Annotated in this window: 16 protein-coding genes; 7 read left to right on the forward strand and 9 right to left on the reverse strand. The window is 68.9% G+C overall.

Features of this window, described 5'->3' with window-relative positions:
• Positions 1 to 185: 185 nt before the first annotated feature.
• From ABEB28_RS18100 to ABEB28_RS18115, 4 genes are all read left to right on the forward strand, one after another.
• Entirely contained in the window at positions 186 to 572 is a 387-nt protein-coding gene (locus ABEB28_RS18100) for a transposase (protein WP_425558964.1), read from the forward strand.
• A 481-nt stretch (positions 573 to 1,053) separates the two neighbouring features.
• Positions 1,054 to 1,668 (forward strand): hypothetical protein, encoded by a 615-nt coding sequence (locus ABEB28_RS18105; RefSeq protein ID WP_345729295.1) that lies wholly within the window; start codon positions 1,054 to 1,056, stop codon positions 1,666 to 1,668.
• Positions 1,669 to 1,699: 31 nt separating this feature from the next.
• Positions 1,700 to 2,359 (forward strand): hypothetical protein, encoded by a 660-nt coding sequence (locus ABEB28_RS18110; protein WP_345729296.1) that lies wholly within the window; start codon positions 1,700 to 1,702, stop codon positions 2,357 to 2,359.
• Positions 2,360 to 2,843: 484 nt separating this feature from the next.
• On the forward strand, positions 2,844 to 3,101 hold the full coding sequence (locus ABEB28_RS18115) for a tyrosine-type recombinase/integrase (protein WP_345729297.1): 258 nt from the start codon (positions 2,844 to 2,846) through the stop codon (positions 3,099 to 3,101).
• 276 nt (positions 3,102 to 3,377) lie between these two features.
• Here the strand turns inward: ABEB28_RS18115 and ABEB28_RS18120 are convergent, their stop codons facing one another.
• Positions 3,378 to 3,731, reverse strand: a complete 354-nt coding sequence (locus ABEB28_RS18120) for a hypothetical protein (RefSeq protein WP_345729298.1) — start codon at positions 3,729 to 3,731, stop codon at positions 3,378 to 3,380.
• Positions 3,732 to 3,978: 247 nt separating this feature from the next.
• Between ABEB28_RS18120 and ABEB28_RS18125 the strand changes: the two genes are divergently transcribed.
• On the forward strand, positions 3,979 to 4,638 hold the full coding sequence (locus ABEB28_RS18125; RefSeq protein ID WP_345729299.1) for an SUKH-4 family immunity protein: 660 nt from the start codon (positions 3,979 to 3,981) through the stop codon (positions 4,636 to 4,638).
• A 159-nt stretch (positions 4,639 to 4,797) separates the two neighbouring features.
• Here ABEB28_RS18125 and ABEB28_RS18130 read toward each other — a convergent pair whose 3' ends face one another.
• The 3 genes from ABEB28_RS18130 to ABEB28_RS18140 are packed head-to-tail and all read right to left on the reverse strand — an operon-like array spanning position 4,798 to position 10,491.
• Entirely contained in the window at positions 4,798 to 7,587 is a 2,790-nt protein-coding gene (locus tag ABEB28_RS18130; protein ID WP_345729300.1) for a hypothetical protein, read from the reverse strand.
• A complete protein-coding gene (locus tag ABEB28_RS18135) occupies positions 7,584 to 9,482 on the reverse strand; it encodes an HSP90 family protein (RefSeq protein ID WP_376980232.1) in 1,899 nt (632 codons plus the stop codon). Before ABEB28_RS18135 ends, ABEB28_RS18130 begins: the two co-directional genes overlap by 4 nt.
• On the reverse strand, positions 9,451 to 10,491 hold the full coding sequence (locus ABEB28_RS18140; RefSeq protein WP_345729302.1) for a hypothetical protein: 1,041 nt from the start codon (positions 10,489 to 10,491) through the stop codon (positions 9,451 to 9,453). The genes ABEB28_RS18135 and ABEB28_RS18140 overlap by 32 nt, the downstream gene beginning before the upstream one ends.
• Before the next feature lie 170 nt (positions 10,492 to 10,661).
• Here ABEB28_RS18140 and ABEB28_RS18145 point away from each other — a divergent pair, with 170 nt between their 5' ends.
• Positions 10,662 to 11,273, forward strand: coding sequence for a dihydrofolate reductase family protein (locus ABEB28_RS18145; RefSeq protein ID WP_345729303.1), 612 nt, complete (start codon positions 10,662 to 10,664; stop codon positions 11,271 to 11,273).
• 80 nt (positions 11,274 to 11,353) lie between these two features.
• On the opposite strand, the gene ABEB28_RS18150 is transcribed toward ABEB28_RS18145, so the two are convergent.
• The 3 genes from ABEB28_RS18150 to ABEB28_RS18160 are packed head-to-tail and all read right to left on the reverse strand — an operon-like array spanning position 11,354 to position 12,593.
• Complete coding sequence (locus ABEB28_RS18150; protein WP_345729304.1) at positions 11,354 to 11,674, reverse strand: DMT family transporter; 321 nt, start codon at positions 11,672 to 11,674, stop codon at positions 11,354 to 11,356.
• A complete protein-coding gene (locus ABEB28_RS18155) occupies positions 11,674 to 12,033 on the reverse strand; it encodes a DMT family transporter (RefSeq protein WP_345729305.1) in 360 nt (119 codons plus the stop codon). The genes ABEB28_RS18150 and ABEB28_RS18155 overlap by 1 nt, the downstream gene beginning before the upstream one ends.
• Complete coding sequence (locus ABEB28_RS18160) at positions 12,030 to 12,593, reverse strand: TetR/AcrR family transcriptional regulator (protein ID WP_345729306.1); 564 nt, start codon at positions 12,591 to 12,593, stop codon at positions 12,030 to 12,032. The genes ABEB28_RS18155 and ABEB28_RS18160 overlap by 4 nt, the downstream gene beginning before the upstream one ends.
• Positions 12,594 to 12,707: 114 nt before the next feature.
• Here ABEB28_RS18160 and ABEB28_RS18165 point away from each other — a divergent pair, with 114 nt between their 5' ends.
• Positions 12,708 to 13,091: a response regulator transcription factor gene (locus ABEB28_RS18165; protein WP_345729307.1), complete on the forward strand. Its 384-nt coding sequence runs from the start codon at positions 12,708 to 12,710 to the stop codon at positions 13,089 to 13,091.
• Here ABEB28_RS18165 and ABEB28_RS18170 read toward each other — a convergent pair.
• A complete protein-coding gene (locus tag ABEB28_RS18170) occupies positions 13,088 to 15,046 on the reverse strand; it encodes a PAS domain S-box protein (protein WP_345729308.1) in 1,959 nt (652 codons plus the stop codon). The genes ABEB28_RS18165 and ABEB28_RS18170 overlap by 4 nt on opposite strands.
• A 58-nt stretch (positions 15,047 to 15,104) precedes the next feature.
• A complete protein-coding gene (locus ABEB28_RS18175; protein ID WP_345729309.1) occupies positions 15,105 to 16,874 on the reverse strand; it encodes a putative bifunctional diguanylate cyclase/phosphodiesterase in 1,770 nt (589 codons plus the stop codon).
• Positions 16,875 to 16,994 lie beyond the last annotated feature (120 nt).

Below are 16,994 nucleotides of genomic sequence, written 5' to 3' on the forward strand. Positions count from 1 at the left end.
ACCGCAGCCACGACCCCCAGGCGAAGGCACTCATCTGCCGTTGGCAGGCAAGGGTCAGGCGTCAAGTGCGGCGCAAGAATTTCTCGATCGCATCGAGGTCGCCGGGTCGAAGTCCCCGCCGGTGGTCTGGAGAGATCAGCAGCGCGCGCTCGCCGACGACCAGTGCGTCGCGGTCAGTGCCCGCCGTGGGTATCGCGTCATCATCGATCCACACTAGCCGCCTGCCGTCGGCGACTACCCCGTGCGCGGCCCGGAGCTTCGCTGCGATCCAAAGCAGATTCGAGGAGTTCGACGAGGTCTGGGGCGGCAAGTATCCGGCGATCGTGCGACTCTGGCGCAACGCGTGGGAGCAATTCGTTCCGTTCCTGGACTTCCCGCCCGAGCTGCACCGGCTGATCTACACCACCAACGCCATCGAGTCGCTCAACGCCCGATTCCCGGCAAACCACCCGCCGGCGCGGGCACTTCCCCAACGACCAGCCGCGCTGAAAGTGCTCTACCTGGTCATCCGGTCCCCGCGACCCAACCGGGCCAACGTCACCGGCAAACCAGCGGCTGGAAAAGCGTCCTGAACACCCTGGCCATCTACTACGGCGACCTCCAGCCGATCCGGCCTGCCGACACGGTCGGACCCGCCCCGCGGGCTCGGAACGTCGCAGGCATGTCGGGTCACACCATGAACGCAGCCGCCCAAGAGCACTGAATCGCATATGCTCCGAGTTCGACAAACTACACCTTTCGGTCAGCGACGACGCGCTCATCGGCCGGAGCATTGCGACCGAGCGATGCCACGCTGTCCGGCATCGGTAACGTCCTGTGGTGGGCGACCGGCCGATTTGCAGCGCAGACTCGCTGCGCGCCGATGGTTCGGCCGCCCCCACTGATAGGTTCTCCGAGTCGCCAGGCGTTCCATTACGGACAGTCTCTCCGGCTGCGAGCAGGGGAACCTCGAATTTGAACGGTATGCCGGTCAGGCGCCACGCACCACGCCGACGGCCCGTCCGCCTCGGCCGGTGCTCGTGGCTGGTCGCCGTAGCGGTCTTCCTCGTGTCCGTGTGCCGCTCCGATGAGCTGCAGCTCCGCGCGGAGCCGACGGGAGGAGATGCTCCTTCGTACTGCGCGGGTTTCGACGTCCGGTTCCAGCTGCCGGTCGACACCGAGCCGGAGGTGGTCCTCTACCGGCGAGGGCCGGCGCTCCTGAGCGCGTTGGCGCAGCACAGTTCGGTGCCTCCTCACCTCTGTCATGTCGACGGGGTGGTCGACGTGATCGCCACGGTGCCCAGCGAACGCATGACAGACGTCTGGAGCAGCGTCGTGCGGGCGTACCAGAACGACCCACCCAGGGAGGGGGCCGACCCCCGGCGGACGAGCGGACCACTGAAAAGACGCCCCGCAATCCTCGACGGCCAGCAGGGCGTCGAGTTCCACCAGAGTCTGCAGGTCGAATGGGCTCCCTCGCCCGACGCGGAGTACCTCCGGTTGGGGGAACACACCCATACGGAGCTCTGGGCGTTCTCCTACACCACGTCACGGGAGCTCATGATGGTCGTCGTGATCGGCACCAGCGTCACGGACATGTATGGCCCGGACGTCGCCCGCGCGGAGGCGGAGGAACTCGCGAAGGAACGCGTCGACGCGGTCCGCTCCAGCCTGACCATCCGGCGCTGACCGTGCCAGCGATCCAGGGCCTCTCGGCGCGATGACCCGAGGACAGCGGTGGACGGCGGCCGCCCTGACGATCGTGCTACTCGTCGGGATCGGCTACCAGCCCTGGCACCTACTCCCTCTGAGCGTCGGGAAAGGCACGTCACGCTGCCCGGACGCTTCTGTCCGCCTGCGCCTCCACCGCGACCCCCTCATCGTCTTCGCGGAGGAGCAGCAGGGCGCGACGCAGCTTCGCTGGCTTCCCCGGCCCGGACCGCTCGCCCGCCTCTGCAACGTCCTGGACATCGTCGAGATCGTCGAGAACGACGCCTCCGGACCGCTCGTCCGTCAGGCCGCCGAGGTGTGGGACGCCTACCTGCGGACGAGGCACGACGACTCGCAGAAGGACCCGTCACAGCCACCCACCACGGCTGGACCGCTCCAGAGCTCGCCGGACACCATCGACGGGCGAAGCGGCATGCGGCTCTCTCAACTCGTCCACGAGGAGTGGAAGCGCTTCGACGATCCTCGGCCGTCCACGCACACCTACTGGGACTATCAGGCGTTCGCCTACACCACGGGTCCGCGGTTCATCCTGCTCGTCGTGTTCGGGTACGCCACCGACACCGATGCCGACGCCGCCCGCAAGCACGCCGAGAGCCTCTCCAAGGATCGAAACGCCATGGCACGCCGAACCCTGGACACCCATCCCTGAGCCACGGTGGGCGGCGATCACACAGCACCGCGATCCGCTCGGCGACCTCCGCGGACACCCTGCCGACACAACCGATCGTTGTTCAGTTCGCCGTAGTGGTTGTTTGGCCTCGGACGACATCCCCCGCTTTGATTTCCCCCGACCAACATTTGGTTGTGCGAATGAGGAATGCCGACATGAGAAGTGCCGGTCGATTGGGGCGGGAGTTCGGGTGGCTCTGGGCGCTTACGTCACCAGCGCCCTCGGCACGCGGCTCGCGTTCGGAGCGTTCCCACTGATCGCCATCCAGGTGCTGCACATTCGAAGCCACCGGAGCCAACATCGCCGACCTCGGCGAGGAACACGGACACCGCGTCCTACGCGTACGCGGCAAAGGCGGCAAGGTCGTCCTCGCCCCACTACCCCCTGCCGTCGGACGAGCGCTCGACCGCGCCGTCGACGAACGATCCGGCGGACCGATCCTGCGCAACACCCCGGGGGCCGGATGGATCGGCACGCCGCGACCCGCCGCCTCGAGCACCTCGCGGCCACCGCCGGGATCCGGATGCCCAGGATGCACCCGCACATGCTCAGACACACTTTCGTCACCACCATGCTCGACGCCGGCGTCAGCCTCCGCGACACACAGATCGCCGCCCTCCACGCCGGCCCGCGCACCACGATGCGCTACGACCGAGCCCGCAAGAACCTCGACCGACACCCCAACTACATACTCGCCGCCTACATGGCCTCCGGAACGTAACGCGGATGCGCGACCGTGCCGACGAGAGTGCGTGTCAGATCGTCGCTTCGGTCGACGACCTATCGGAGTAAACCCGCGCCCGAATTACCCCGAAGTCACCGGCGGACATGGTGCTTCGCGCGAACGCACTACTATGCCGCGCAGCGGGCGTTCGGTGGGACTGCGTAGGCACGGCGGCGGTGCGTTCTCTCGCTGCGCACTGTTCTACGAGGTCGATCCTGCTGGAGACCAGCACCATCGCAGTGCCAGCGGAATCGTATACGTCACAGAGCTCGGCTAGTCCTGCATGTCGAGGCCGCTGCCGGCTTGGTCGAAATCGGTGAACGGCATGAGCACTGCAACCGGCGCGAACACCAACACCGCCAGAAGCCCGGCTAGCCACCCGACCGCGATCAGTAAGCAGGCGGTCAACGCCACACCGACCAGCATGAACGAACCGCCGAAGATGGTGCGATGACTCCAACGCCGCGCGTCGCACAGGTAATACCAGATCGGCACTGACACGATTCCCTGCCACATCAGAAGGAACGCGATCGCGCTCTGCCGGAACGCCAGTGCGGGAACCCATGCCCACGATGCAGTGATCAAGGCGACCCGAACCGCTTCCGCACGACGCTCGTAGACAGCCACGGCAACTCCTCGGGCCATCCACTCTAGAACTTGCCGACGACCGACGCTGGGCTCTCATGCGAATAATTCCTGGCCACGAAGTTGCACTCAAAGTTGCGCGGAGCGCGGCGCACTCTCCTGGCGCACTCTCCTGGCCGCGGCCAGCGTATTCGGCGAGGGCTGTGCTGGGGTGTCCGGCGCCCTGCGATGCTCACCTGGGTAGCTGGTGCAACGGGGGGTGAGAGTGTCAGGTCTGTATGACGAGATGATGGTCCTCATCGAGGCGCCCTTGTCCGCGCTGGTCGTGCCGCAGGTCCAGGTTCGATTCGATCGAGTGGTCGAGCGCTGGGACCTGCCCGAATCAGATCGTTCGGCGCTGCTGACGTGGGGACTACCCGTCGGGCCCGCACTGCGCCCGGCGCCGCAACCCGGCGCGCTCCCTACGCTGAGACCCACCGTAGCTGGTGAGCGAGAACGTCAGCTGGTCTCGGGCGACGAACAGCTTTACCTGTTAGGAATCGATGGCACCGACACCGATCCGGAACTAATGGTTCAAGTCGGTGCGATCGCCGGCACCGGGCGAGTCATGGGCATCAGCGCGCGTCCGATGACCGCCGATGACCTCGCTCCAGGGCTGCGCCCGTTCAAGCCAGACCTGTACTACCCGGCCGTCAGCCACTACAACGGATCGGTATCGGCGTTTGTCGAGGTCGCCTGGCGCTGGTATGCCGCCGACCGACTGATTGGAGACCATCCCGGACCCGACGACAGCGCGCCCCTCGAAGCGCATCACTGGTACTACGCAGAGTTGAAACTGTCGTGCGCAACCTTCCTCGCCCGGATGGCATTGCTCGATCCCACGCTAGGCGACAACGGCCTCGACTCAGCGTGGGCAGAAGAGATCTACGAGATCCTCCACTGGTTCTAATGCGACAGAGATCCAAGCGGCGCATCGGGAACGTAGCCGCTGCGGGCCACACGATTGGCCCTTGCGCGACGTTCTCGCGAGAGGCACAGCTCTTACTGAGACGTGGAGCTGCCTCTGATTCTCGCCCGACTGGGCATCCGTCCAGTCGGTGGCCCAAGGTCACTCGTCGAGCTGTTGGAGCAGCTCGCCGATCTCCGCACGTAAACCGTGGTCCTCATCGGAGAGCAGCTCGAGGGCCGCGCTCAACGCGGTCCGGGCCTCCGCGGTTCGGCCGAGCTCGGCAAGGAGCCGGCCGTGCAGGGTGTGGGCCGCCGTGACTTGCAGCGTGGCGTCGAGCGCGACGAACAGCTCGGCCGACGTCGCGGCGTGGGTCACGGCGTCGTCGAGGCGGTTCAGCCGAGCCAGGACACGTGCGGTGTCGTAGTGCATCATGCCGAGCTCCCACGTCTTCGCGGGCGTCTCCTCGGCGATCGTGTCGCCGAGCTTCGCCGCAGCCTCCAGCGCGGCGAGGCTCCGCTCGGGGCGGCCGGCCCAGTGCCAGGACAGCCCGGCGCCGCGACGGTTGTGGAGGTGCCGGAGCACGTCGTCGATCTCGGCGAACGCATCGGCGGCCTGCTCGTAGCGGATCGCGGCGGCTTCGTCGCGGTCGAGGCTGTCGAGAACATCGGCGGCGACGCCACGCGCCCGGCCCAGCGCGCCGTGCTCGCCGCGCACCGCGTACTCCTCGGCGGTCTCGTCCAGCAGTAGCAGCGCCTGTTCGTGGTAGCGGAGGTCGATGTAGCAGTCGGCCAGCAGGGACTTCGCGTCGAGCAACGTGTCGGCGTCCTCGTCGGCGGTCAGCGCGCCGATCGCCTCCTCGAGCGCGTCCACCGCCTCGTCCGGCCGCTCTCCGGCCAGGCACGCACGGGCCAAGTCGACCCGAACATGGCCCGCGGCGCGGGGAATGGCCGCGGCGTCGAGCGCGGTGACGGCGTCGGCGAACGCCGCGGCGGCGTCGGCCGGACGCTCGAGCTGGAACGCCACCCGTCCCCGCAGCCCGAGGGCTTCCGCGCGCTCGACCGGGTCGGTGAGGCGCGCTGCCTCGCCGAGGAGCGCGTACGCGTCCTCCAGCTCGCCGCCGACCGCACGGAGCCGGCCGGCGAGCAGCTGCGCGTCGTGCAGGGCCTCGGCCGGCGCCAGCGGTGTGAACAGCGCGATCGCCCGGTCGGCGTGCTCCGCCGCCTCGGCGTAGTGGGCCGGTCCGAACTCGGTGAGCAGCTGAGCGAGCAGTTGCTCCGCGTCGGCTCGACGGGCGGGCGCGTCCGCGTCGGACGCCGAGTCAGCGATCGCCAGCGCGCGGCGAGCGGCTTCGACCGCTTCCTCCCGGCGACCGACGATCCAACGGGCCTGCGAGAGCCGGAGGGCGGACGCGCACCGCTGCCCGGCGCTTCCCTCCGTGTCCACCAGCGCGGCCTCAATCTCGACGGCCGGTAAGCCCTCGTCCGCCCGGTCGGTCAGGCACAGCAGCAGCCCTCGCCGCTGCCGTGCCGCGGCCGCGCGGACGTCGTCGTGGCCGGCGAAGACGTCCGCGGCCTCCGACCAGAACCGGTCGGCAGCGGCCACGTCGCCGACCTGAGCCCGCTCGATGCCCGCGGCGATCAGGCGCCTTCCCCGCAGCACTCCGGTCGGCTCCGGGCAGAGCTCGTCGAAGCGCGCCCAAGCCGCCGCGATCGCGACGTCGTTGTCGAGGTATCCCTGCAGATCCGCCCAGTCGGCCAGTCCCTCGGGCGTCGCGGGCAGCTCGGGCGTCGGCCCGTCGGCCGCGCTCCCGACGGTCCCACCGGCCGGATCGCCTGACGACGCCGCCCGTCGGCGCGCGACCCCCGACAGCGGCAACGTGTCGGCCAGCGGTTCCGCTGCCAGCCGCTCGCGCGTCCGGATCCCCACCGCGGGCGTCCCGTTCCGCGCGTCGAACCGTGCGGCCAGCGCCAACGCTCGCGCAGCGAGCTCTTCCCCGAGCACGGCAGCCGAATGTTCCTCGCCGCCCCACCGAATGACGAGCTCGTCGTACCCGGCCGATGCGGTCTTCCGCAGCGCATCCGCCGCGGACGCGCTGAACACCAGGTCGGCCATTGGCGTCGCCGGGTCGTCCAGCCAACCGACGTGCCGCTGGATCAGCTCCACGGCCCGCGGCAGGTTGCCGGTCCGCGCGCAGAACGCCACGTGCTCGCCGATCAGCGCGAGGTCGCTGCGGGAGGTCTGCAGCTGCCGGTAGGCCCGTCGATGGGCGTCCGCCGCCTCGGTGTGCCTGCCGGTACGGACGAACGGCTCGAGCAACGCGGTCAGGATCGCCGCCGGCTGCTCGACGCAGGTCTGCGATCCGCTCAGCACCGGCGCCGCCACCGTCATCGCGTCCTCGTACCGCCCGGCGACCATCAGGTGCCGCGCCTTCTGCGTGGGCTCGCACCCGATGCAGTCCGAGAACTCGCCGCGCGGCGCGGCGCACCACAGCCGGTACTGCTCCGCCGCGTCGGCCTCGTCCCCGAGGTGATCGGCCAGCTCGGTGCGGAGCATGTACACCGGGTTCAACGACTGACCAGCCAACCGGTACCGACGCTCCATGTCGTCCAGCACCGCACGGGTCCGGTCGAGCGGAACCTCCGGAAACCCCGACAGCCCGCTGACCACGTACTTGAACGCCCACATCAGCGAGTGGTCGTAGTGCGGGTCGGCGTCGCCACGGTCGTAGACCGACAGGCACCAGGCGAACGGCACGAACACCTTCGCTTTCTCACCGGCGTAGTTGTACGCCTTGATCGCGAGGATGCGTGCGGCGTACTGCAGATCGGCGAGCTGCTGGGCGTCCGCGTGCCGGATGACCTCTTCGACGGCGGCCACCTGCGCGCGCCCGTAGGGCATCTGCCAGGCCGTGCCGAGCAGGTGGCGCAGATCGTGCGGGGTGGGGTTCATCGGTCGGTGTCTCCCATCGGCACGGCCTGCTCCAGCAGCCCGATGAACGAACGGTTGAGGAGCGCGGCGTCGGCTGGGCGGATCGGGTGGTAGCCCAGCAGCAGCGCCTGTCCGTAGAGCGCCTCGACGGCCAGCGCGACCAAGTGCGGATCGGTCAGTGCGCAGATCCGCCGGACCAGCGGGCTGCGGTGATTGAGCACGAGCTGCGGCCGTTCGTCGGTGGGCTTGTCGAACGCGGAGAGGACGCCGGCCCACAGCTCGTCGACCTGATCGCGGGTCGCCCGCAGTTCCGCGCGGAACGCGGCGGACCGGTCGACGAGGTAGAGCACCGGTACCGACGACGGCTCGAACGTGCGGAGGACGACCTCGCAGCCGAGTCGATCCATCGCGGTCTGCGCGGCCGCGAGGAACGGTCGCAGCGACAGCTCGACCTCCGGTTCCACCGAATCGAACCGGGTTGCGAGGTCGGTCGGGTCGAGCCGCTCGACGACGACGCCGTCGCCGAGGCCCGGTAGCCGCTCGATCAGCTCGCTGTCGTAGGTGTAGCCGCCGTTGACCACCGCGATGTCCTGCCCGGCCGCGACTCCGGCGAGTTGGCGGAAGTCGTCGGTCGTCGCGGTGTAGCGGATCACGCCGTAGCGGGCCCGGAAGTCGGCCAGCGGCATCCGGCCGACGTTCGTCTCCATCGGCCACCACTCGTCGACCAGCCGCAGCATGTCGTCGTCGTGCAGCGCCAACGCCTTCACGCCGAGGTGGTGGATCTCGAGGAACTTCGTCAACCGCGCCGGCGCGCTGTGAGCCAGCCCGACCAGCCAGCCGCGCAGCCGGTCGCCGATCGCGTCCCGGACCCGGTCGAGCAGCCCGTCCGCGTAGAGCGCCTCACGGCTGGCGGTCGGGCGCAGTTCGGTGGCGTCGACGACGCAGCGGGCGAAGAAGGCCCAGTCCGGTAGCAGCCCTTCCGCGGTCTCGGAGAGCAGCATCCGCTTGAGGTAGACGCGGTGGCCGCCGCGGTCGGCAGGGTTGGTCGCGACCGGCAGTACATATGCGACGCCGGTGAGACCGGCCTCGGGAACGTCGAGGTCCACCACGTCGAACGGTGTGATGCCCAGCGTTTCCTGGGCGTAGCCGACGAGCGCTGCCCTGCGCTCGGCGTCACCCCAGCCGTCGATCCGCCAAGGCAGAACGGACCCGGTCGCCGGCTCGCCGTCGACCGTGACCTCGAACGGCAGGATCGCTCCGTAGTGCGCGACCAGCTCGGCCACCGTCACCGGCCGGAACCACTGCTCGGCTCCGCGACGCGCGACGAGCGTGACGGTCGTCCCGGTCTCCGCGCGGTCGGTCGGGCCGACCCGGTACGTGCCATCCGAGCGCCCGACCCACTCGACGGCGGCGCACCCCTCCGCGCGGGTGACCACCCGCACCTCGTCGGCGACGAGGAACGCCGACAGCAGTCCGATGCCGAACTGACCGAGGAACTCGTGGCGCGCGAAGCCGATCTCGTCGCGCTTGGAGCTCCGGCCGATGGTCGCGAGGAACTCGTGCACCTGCGTCTCGGTCAGGCCAACGCCGGTGTCGACGACGGTGAGCGTCTCACCGTCCGTCGTGAGCGCGATCCGTGCCGGTGCCGCCGGATCGGACGCTCGCCGCGCGGTGATCGCGTCCACCGCGTTTTGCAGCAGTTCCCGGATGTAGACCCGAGGGCTGGAGTACAGATGGTGGCTCAGCAGGTCGACCATCCCACGCAGATCGACCTTGAACGTTCGTTGCCCGGACACGCGTTTCCTCCGGATCGGCCGGCGCCCCGCATCGCGAGAGGCGAAGGCATTCTGTCGCAGCCCGGCAACCTGATTCCGGCTGGTCCGCTTACGGCCCCGGTACGTCGTGCGAAGGGCCATCGGTCGCCGTCTGGACGCGAACGGGCACGTCGCGGGCCAGCGTCGTCAGTTCCCGCCGCAAATTGGGTGTGCGGACCGCCTTGCGTACGCGATCGAGCGTCGCCTGCTCGCCGATCGCCGGCCACAGGGAGAACAGCAGTCCGTCACGGGCGCGCATGGTGGCCTTGTCGGTGGTCGGGTCGACGGCGATGATTCGGTCCACGGTCTGGTCCAGGAGCGGATGGTTGCTCTCAGGATCTCTACCGGTGGCCTTCCGCAGCGCCTGTGCGAGCACGCCGAGCTCGTCGATCTCCGAGAGAACGCCCGCGGCCTCCCCGGTCAAGACGCGGGAGAGCCCCTCGACGTCGGCGCCGAACGCACTGAACGCGTTCTGGGCGAAACTGGGGCCTAGCCGCTTGTCCCGAGTCACCGCCAGCGCGGCCCGCCAGCCTTCGGCGCGTGCGACCCCGGCTACCAGACTCATCTTGAGGCTGACCATCCCGTCGCGGCTCTGCGTGGCGGAGTAGCGGCTCCAACCGGCGAAGAACCCCGCCACGTCTCCTCGGTCGGCGAGTACGGCGGCGACGTCGCGGTGGCCGGCCCACGACGTGCCGCCCGTGATCCGATCGGCGGCCTCGAGGGCACCGGCGAGGTCGTCGGCGGCGAGACGGTTCAGGACCTGTTGCCGTCGGATCCTGCACGACTGCGGCAGGAGCGGGATCAGCGCATCGATGTCGGAATCGTCCAGCGCCCCGACCGCGAGCAGGGCGCAGGCTGCGTCGGCGAACCGGAAGCCACCCGGCCTGGACAACGACCGCACCACTCCGCGGTAGGTCCGCGGTGTTCCCAGGATTCTGGTGACTGTCCGCGGCCCGTCGCCAGTTGCCGGAAGCCGGGCGACGAGTTCGCGGATCAGGCGTTCGCGCGGCGCGACGCGGGAAGCAGGCACCGGATAGGGAGGTTTGGCGGCGGCCTCGCGCTCGGCTGCCGTCACCGGAGCCGTTAATCCTTGGACCACCACGTCCCGCACGATCGATCCTCTCGAACTGTCCCGCATCCCCCACGATTACAGCGACCACCAGCAACCCGCGCGGCCCGCCCGGGTTGTGGCCCAGGTCACACTCTCGGACGTCGAGCAGGCGCAGCCGGCTCCGACACCCTGCCGAGAAGAGTTCGTCGCACTGCTTCTGGAGGTTCCCGGTGTCGGACACCACGTGCCACATGTCGATCTCTCTGGACGGCTTCGTCGCCGGGCCTGGCCAGAGCCGCGAGCAGCCCCTGGGCAAGCGAGGTCTGGAGCTGCACACCTGGCACATCGGCGACCCGCGGGCCAACGACGCCGACAAGATCGCGAACGAGTGGCTCATGCGCCCGCGTGGCGCGTACGTGATGGGTCGCAACATGTACGGCCCGATCCGCGGGGACTGGGACGAGGAATGGACCGGGTGGTGGGGCGCCGAGCCGCCGTATCACGCGCCGGTGTTCGTGCTGAGCCACCACGCACACGACCCGATCCGGATGGACGGCGGGACGACGTTCCACTTCGTCACCGAGGGCTTCGACGCGGCCTACGCCGCGGCGCGCCAGGCCGCCGGCGACCAGGGCGTGGACATCGCCGGTGGGGCCTCGACCGTCCGGCAGGCACTGATCGCCGGCGTGATCGACGAGCTCACACTCGACGTCGCACCGGTTCTGCTCGGTTCCGGCGAGCGCATCTTCGACGGCGTCGAATCGTTCGGGTTCGAACCCGTCGAGGTGCTTCACTCACCGCTCGCCACCCACATCCGATACCGCCGGACGGAGATCCGCTAGGGCAATCGACGCCCGCTACCTCAACGGCATCCACCTGCTCGCCGCCCCGTCCGCGATCGCGGAGCAGCGTTCGACGGAGGTCAGTGGGCGGCGCCGAGCTCGACGAGGAGGACGCCTCCGACGATGAGCACGATGCCGCCGAGCATGACGACGGTGAGGGGTTCTTCGAACAGGACGCGGGCGGCGATCGCGGTGAGGGCGACGCCACTGGCAGCCCAGATCCCGTAGCCGACGCCGAGCGCGAGACCGTGGTCGAGCGCCAGCGACAGTTGGGCGAAGGCACCGACGTAGCCGATGAGTACGCCGACGTACCAGGCGGAGCGCCCGGTGGAGGCGGCGCGGAGAGAGAGGGTGCCGCCGAGTTCGAACAGGATGGCGGCGGCGAGGAAAGCCCACTGCATCAGCTGACTCCGGTTTCGAGGCGTGCCTGCTTGGCGTGGGCGGCTTGGGAGCCCAGTTCGACGAGGAGGACGCCACCGATGATGAGCAGCAGGCCCCCGGCCATGACGAGGGTGAAGGGCTCGTCGTAGATGAGCGCGGAGAGGACCGCGGTACTCGCGACGCCGAGAGCGGCCCAGATGCCGTAGGCCACACCGATGCCCATTCCCTGACGGAGGACGCCGGTGATCAGGATGAAGGATGCGGTGTAGCCAACGACGACCAACACGTAGAGGGCGGGGTGGTCGAGGGCGCCCTTGAGGGACAGCGTGGCGACGACTTCGCTGGCGATCGCACCGACCAGCAGCAGCCATTTGGTCATGAGTCGATTCCGTTCAGCAGTTCGAGTGCGATGGCAAGCAGCGCCGGGCGGTCGGCGGCGGGCAGCGGCAGGACGTTGCTGGCGTCGGCGAACCAGCAGCCGTCGGCGATGAAGCGCAGCGCGTGCAGGCGAGCGCGGTGCTCGGCGGGAAGGTCGGCGGGGACTTCGATCCAGGCGCGGAGCCGGTCGGTCCAGCGGACGATCATGCGGTCCCGTAGTTTCGGGTCGCTGAGTATGACCAGGTCGGCCGCGTCGTGAGTGCTGGTGAGTGCCCACCGCAGGTAGGCAGTGAGCCGTTCGGCCGTAGTGGGCGTCGATACCGAGGGCTCGGGTAGCAGGGCGAAGAGTTCGCGCTCGTAGCCGTCGACCAGGTGGTCGACCATCGCCGTGATGAGCGCTTCCTTGGTCGGGAAGTGGTACATCAGCCCGGGTTTGCTCAGGCCGGCGGCGCGGGCGGCCGATTCCAGCGACAGGGCTCCGCCGACACGGAGCAGGTCGAGGGCGTGGTCCAACGCCGCCTCCCGCTGGGAGGGCCGGTGCGGAGCATTCCCGAGCGTCATATGCTTACTATACCATCCGGTTGGTAAAGTAAGTTGGCCAGAACGGTTCCCTGAAAGCGAAGTTTGTCCCAGTCCTGGTCGGGTACCCCACCCGGACGCAGAAAGGGGGTATCGATGGCGCTCATCGTGACGGCCGAGGATGATCCCGATGTCCGTGAGCTCATCATCGCCCTTTTGCAGCGGGAAGGGCATACGGTCGTCGGCGCACCCGATGGTGTCAGCGCACTGTCCGAGGCGTACGCCCACCGCCCAGATCTGATGATCACCGACAACGACATGCCGGGGATCTCGGGCTTCGAGCTGTGCAAGCGGTTGAAAGAGTCGGCCGCGACGCGTCACATCCCCGTGCTGATGATCAGCGGGTCTCTGACCGAAGCCCAAGTCGAGGCCGGCCTGCCTTGTGTGACCAGCAGCCTGGCCAAGCCCTTCCGGCCCCGCGTCCTACGCGAGCGTGTCGAGGCACTGCTCTCCTCCCCGGCGAGCGAACGACGACGCTAGAGCCTTGCCGCGCTGGCCAAGACGTCGCCGATCTTGGCGCGGAGGTCCTTGCTGGTGAAAGGCTTCTCGATGAAGGCGACGTCCTCGTCGAGCACGTGGGTGGTGCCGAGCAGTCCGTTGCTGTATCCGGACATGTAGAGCACAGGGAGCCCCGGATGGCGATGCTGGAGTAGCTCAGCCAGCCTCGGCCCGGACATCTCGGGCATGATCACGTCGGTGAGCAGCAGGTCGCAGCCCTGCTGCTCGTGGAGGACCAGCGCGTCCTGCCCGTTGGTCGCCGACAGGACGTGATACCCGGCTTTGGTCAGGATGCGGGTGATGACGCGGGCCAGGGCGGGCTCGTCCTCGACGACCAGGACCGTGCTTCCCTCGGCGGGAGCTGGCTCGGCATCCGGGTCGGCGGTTTCGCCCGCGCTCTCCGGCGCTGTCGCCAGCGGGAAGTACATGCGGAACGTGGTGCCGACCCCGGGCTCGGAGTACACGTTGATGCTGCCGGCGGCCTCGGTGACGATGCCGTAGACGGTCGAGAGGCCCAATCCGGTGCCTCGGCCCCGTGGCTTGGTGGTGTAGAACGGCTCGAAGATGTGCTCGGCTACGTCCGGTGGCATACCTTCCCCGGTGTCGCTGACGAGCAGGCACGCGTAGACCCCCGCCTCCAAGGGAGGCTGCATGTTCACCTCGCGTCCGTCGAGCGCGGTTCGGCGGGCCTCGAGGACCAGCGTGCCACCGTCCGGCATGGCGTCTCGGGCGTTGATGGCGAGGTTGAGCAGAACCTGCTGAATTTGACCGGGATCGGCATGGATCACCGGAGCCTCCGGCGCGGGCACGGTCTGCACGATGATGTGCTCACCGATGGTGCGTTCGAGCATCGCGTGCACCTCGGCGATCGCGGCGTTGAGGTCCACGTCCTGCGGCTGGATGGTGTCTCCGCGGGTGAAGGTCAACAACTGGCGGGTGAGACCGATCGCGCGCTCGGTCGCCTTCTGCACCTGGGCGAGGTCGGCCTGCACCGCGTCGTTGTCTCCGGTGGCCTCGGCGGCGAACTCGGTGTAGTTGGCGATGATGGCCAGGATGTTGTTGAAGTCGTGGGCGACACCACCGGCCAGTTTCCCCAGACTCTCCATACGCTGGGCCTGGTGGGTGCGCTCCTCGATGGCGCGCTGTCGCTCGGCCGCTTCCTTCATCGCGCTGATGTCGCGAGCGACCACGGAGATACCGATGAGGGTTCCGACGTCGTCCTGGACCGGCGCGACACCGACCGAGACCTCGAGCGGCGAGCCGTCCTTGTGCCGGCGTCGCGCCTCGTAGTGGAGCCCTTGTTCGCCCGCGATGATGCGCGCGAGGGCGGCCGCCTGATCACCGGCATGCTCGTCGTCCGCGAGGATCGCCGCGGGCCGCCCGATCACTTCCTCAGCCGCATACCCGAAGAGCCGCTCGGCGCCGCGGTTCCACGCGTTGACCGTGCCGTCCAGCGTCGCCCCGATGATCGCGTCATTCGTATGTTCGACCACCGCGGCGAGCGTGGCCCGATGGTTCTCGGCCGCGTGACGGGCGGCACGTTCCCGCGCGTCGGCCTCGTCGAGCCGATGCTGGCCCCACGGATCCACATAAATGGCGCCCTTGCCGAGCAGCACGCCGTAGCTCCGGCGCAAGGACCAGTAGTAAATGCCGACGCCGGCAGTGAGCAGGTCCCAGAGCGCCGACGGCCACGGTATCCCGCTCGCGTCCATCGCTGTTCCACCCATGGACGCCGCGTGCAGGATCATCTCGTAGGACATCACCGCGTGCAGACCGTGCCCGATGGCGCAGCTGAAGAAGATCAACGCCGTCGCCATAGCCAGCTTGTTCGACCGCAACTGCCCAGCTCGGGCCAGCGGCACCAGAATAGCGACCATGATCGCGGCGTACGAGACCATGATCACCAGATTGCCGAGCAGGAAAGTCTGTTCGGACATGTTCGTCTATCGGACAGTTACCTGAAGAACTGAGATCAGCACCCGCCAGTTCGTCCGGTCAGCCCGCGGCGATTAGGTGATGCTCCGTGGCCGCCGTGGTCGCAAGGGCGTGCGGTGTGCCGGGCTTACCGTAGAGCCAGCCCTGTCCGGCGTCGACGCCGTGGGCGCGGAGCGCTGCGGCTTGGTAGGGCTCCTCGATGCCCTCGGCGACCGTAGTCATGCCCATGGCGCGGGCCAGGGCGACGACGGCCGTGATGACCGGCGAGATGGCGCCCTCGGGGCGCAGCGCCCGGACGAACGACTGGTCGATCTTGAGGATGTCGACCGGAAGTCGGTCCAGGCGACTGAGCGACGAGTAGCCAGTTCCGAAGTCGTCGATCGCCACCTGTACGCCGTCGCGGCGCAGCGTGGAGAGTGCCGCGAAAGCCGAGGGTGCGTCGGCTTCGACCATGCTTTCGGTGATCTCCAGAACCAGCCGGGACGGCGCCAGGCCGGTCTCGGCGAGTATTTGCCGAACGTCCTGGACGAAACAGGGATCGTGCAGTTGCCGGCCGGACACGTTAACCGTCACCCGCGGGTTGTCCGCCCAGTCCCAGCCGGCCGCCTCCTGACAGGCCGTACGCAGAACCCAGCGCCCGAGGTCGAGGATGAATCCGGACTGCTCGGCGACCGGAATGAACTCGACCGGAGGGATGGCGCCACGCTCGGGGTGGGTCCAGCGCAGCAGCGCCTCGGCGCCGCGCACCGCGCCGGTCGCCAGGTTGACGATCGGCTGGTAGACCACGGCGAACTCTCCGGCCGGCAGCGCGCGGACCATGTCCTGATTCCGCGCATCGCTTGGAGTATCGACGACCGTGCTGCCGGGCTCCTCACGCTTGGCCCTGCGAAGAGCGGCGTCCGCACGTCCGAGCAGATGCGAGGCGCTCTCGGCCTGGCTGGCTTCGGCCACCCCCGCGGACAGGCCGCACGGGAGCTCCAGCAGAGCCCGCAACGCGTCGGCTTGGGTGGCGGCGGCGGATGCGTCCGCCCCCGGCAACAGGAGGACGAATTCGTCACCCCGGGTGCGGGCCAGCGTCCCGCCGGCCGGCCGGGCGAGCCGCCAGGCGCGCGCCGTGGCGCGCAGCAGCCGGTCCGCCTGGGCGCGTCCGATGCGCTGATTGACCACGCGGAAGCCGTCCAGGTTGACGATCGCCACGCTCATCGCCCGCCCCGTCACCTCCCGATCAGCGAACGCCTCGTCCAGGGCCCGATCCAGCCCTCGGCGGTTGAACAGGCCGGTGAGCGGGTCCATGTCGGCGTCGGCGGCCATCCGCACCAACATCCCGATGATCACCGCCACCAACGCGTTGATCGAGACGAGCGCGAACACGACGCTGCCCGGGACGGCCTGCCAGACCAGCTGGGCGACCGCCAGCGAGGCCGCGATGACGACCTGGTGGACGACTCCGGCCGGCCAGGAGAAGAAGAACAAGGTGAACAGCGAGACCAGCGAATAGATGATGACGTACGCCGTGGCGTGACCTTCGTCCCTGGCGAGCCAGATCAGCAGCGTCGTCACGGCCACCGCGCTCCCGACGACGCCGTGGAAGGCGATGCGTGGCCAGCGGCGCGCCCGGACCCCGAGGAACACTCCGACGACGATCGCCGCGGCACCCACCGCGGTCTCCCCTACCGCCTCGCGGAGCGGTTCGTTGCACCACGCGATGATCATGGCGACGAGGCCGGCCACGACCGAGCAGGCGCCGGTGACCGCAGCCATCAGCCAAGGGGTGGCGACCACGGGTGCCTGCCACCAGCCGACCGGCCCCAGCTGGGTCAACCTGCGCATCGCTGTTGCCGCTAGTCGGTCAAGGCGCACGGAACGAGTTCGAGCCATGAACGGGCCTTCCCTTTCCGCGCGAGCCGCGATCTCCCGACCTCTCTCATCGACGCGCCATGCGGTTCCCTG

This window comes from Cryptosporangium minutisporangium (assembly GCF_039536245.1).
In the GTDB taxonomy this organism is placed as follows: domain Bacteria; phylum Actinomycetota; class Actinomycetes; order Mycobacteriales; family Cryptosporangiaceae; genus Cryptosporangium; species Cryptosporangium minutisporangium.

Bases quoted from the DNA above. Each gene is read 5' to 3' on its own strand.
- ABEB28_RS18150 (WP_345729304.1), bottom strand. From the start codon at position 11,674: ATGCAGTGGGCTTTCCTCGCCGCCGCCATCCTGTTCGAACTCGGCGGC.
- ABEB28_RS18125 (WP_345729299.1), top strand. From the start codon at position 3,979: ATGGTCCTCATCGAGGCGCCCTTGTCCGCGCTGGTCGTGCCGCAGGTC.
- ABEB28_RS18110 (WP_345729296.1), top strand. From the start codon at position 1,700: ATGACCCGAGGACAGCGGTGGACGGCGGCCGCCCTGACGATCGTGCTA.
- ABEB28_RS18170 (WP_345729308.1), bottom strand. From the start codon at position 15,046: ATGTCCGAACAGACTTTCCTGCTCGGCAATCTGGTGATCATGGTCTCG.
- ABEB28_RS18135 (WP_376980232.1), bottom strand. From the start codon at position 9,482: ATGGCCCTTCGCACGACGTACCGGGGCCGTAAGCGGACCAGCCGGAAT.
- ABEB28_RS18130 (WP_345729300.1), bottom strand. From the start codon at position 7,587: ATGAACCCCACCCCGCACGATCTGCGCCACCTGCTCGGCACGGCCTGG.
- ABEB28_RS18160 (WP_345729306.1), bottom strand. From the start codon at position 12,593: ATGACGCTCGGGAATGCTCCGCACCGGCCCTCCCAGCGGGAGGCGGCG.
- ABEB28_RS18175 (WP_345729309.1), bottom strand. From the start codon at position 16,874: ATGCGCAGGTTGACCCAGCTGGGGCCGGTCGGCTGGTGGCAGGCACCC.
- ABEB28_RS18115 (WP_345729297.1), top strand. From the start codon at position 2,844: ATGGATCGGCACGCCGCGACCCGCCGCCTCGAGCACCTCGCGGCCACC.
- ABEB28_RS18155 (WP_345729305.1), bottom strand. From the start codon at position 12,033: ATGACCAAATGGCTGCTGCTGGTCGGTGCGATCGCCAGCGAAGTCGTC.
- ABEB28_RS18165 (WP_345729307.1), top strand. From the start codon at position 12,708: ATGGCGCTCATCGTGACGGCCGAGGATGATCCCGATGTCCGTGAGCTC.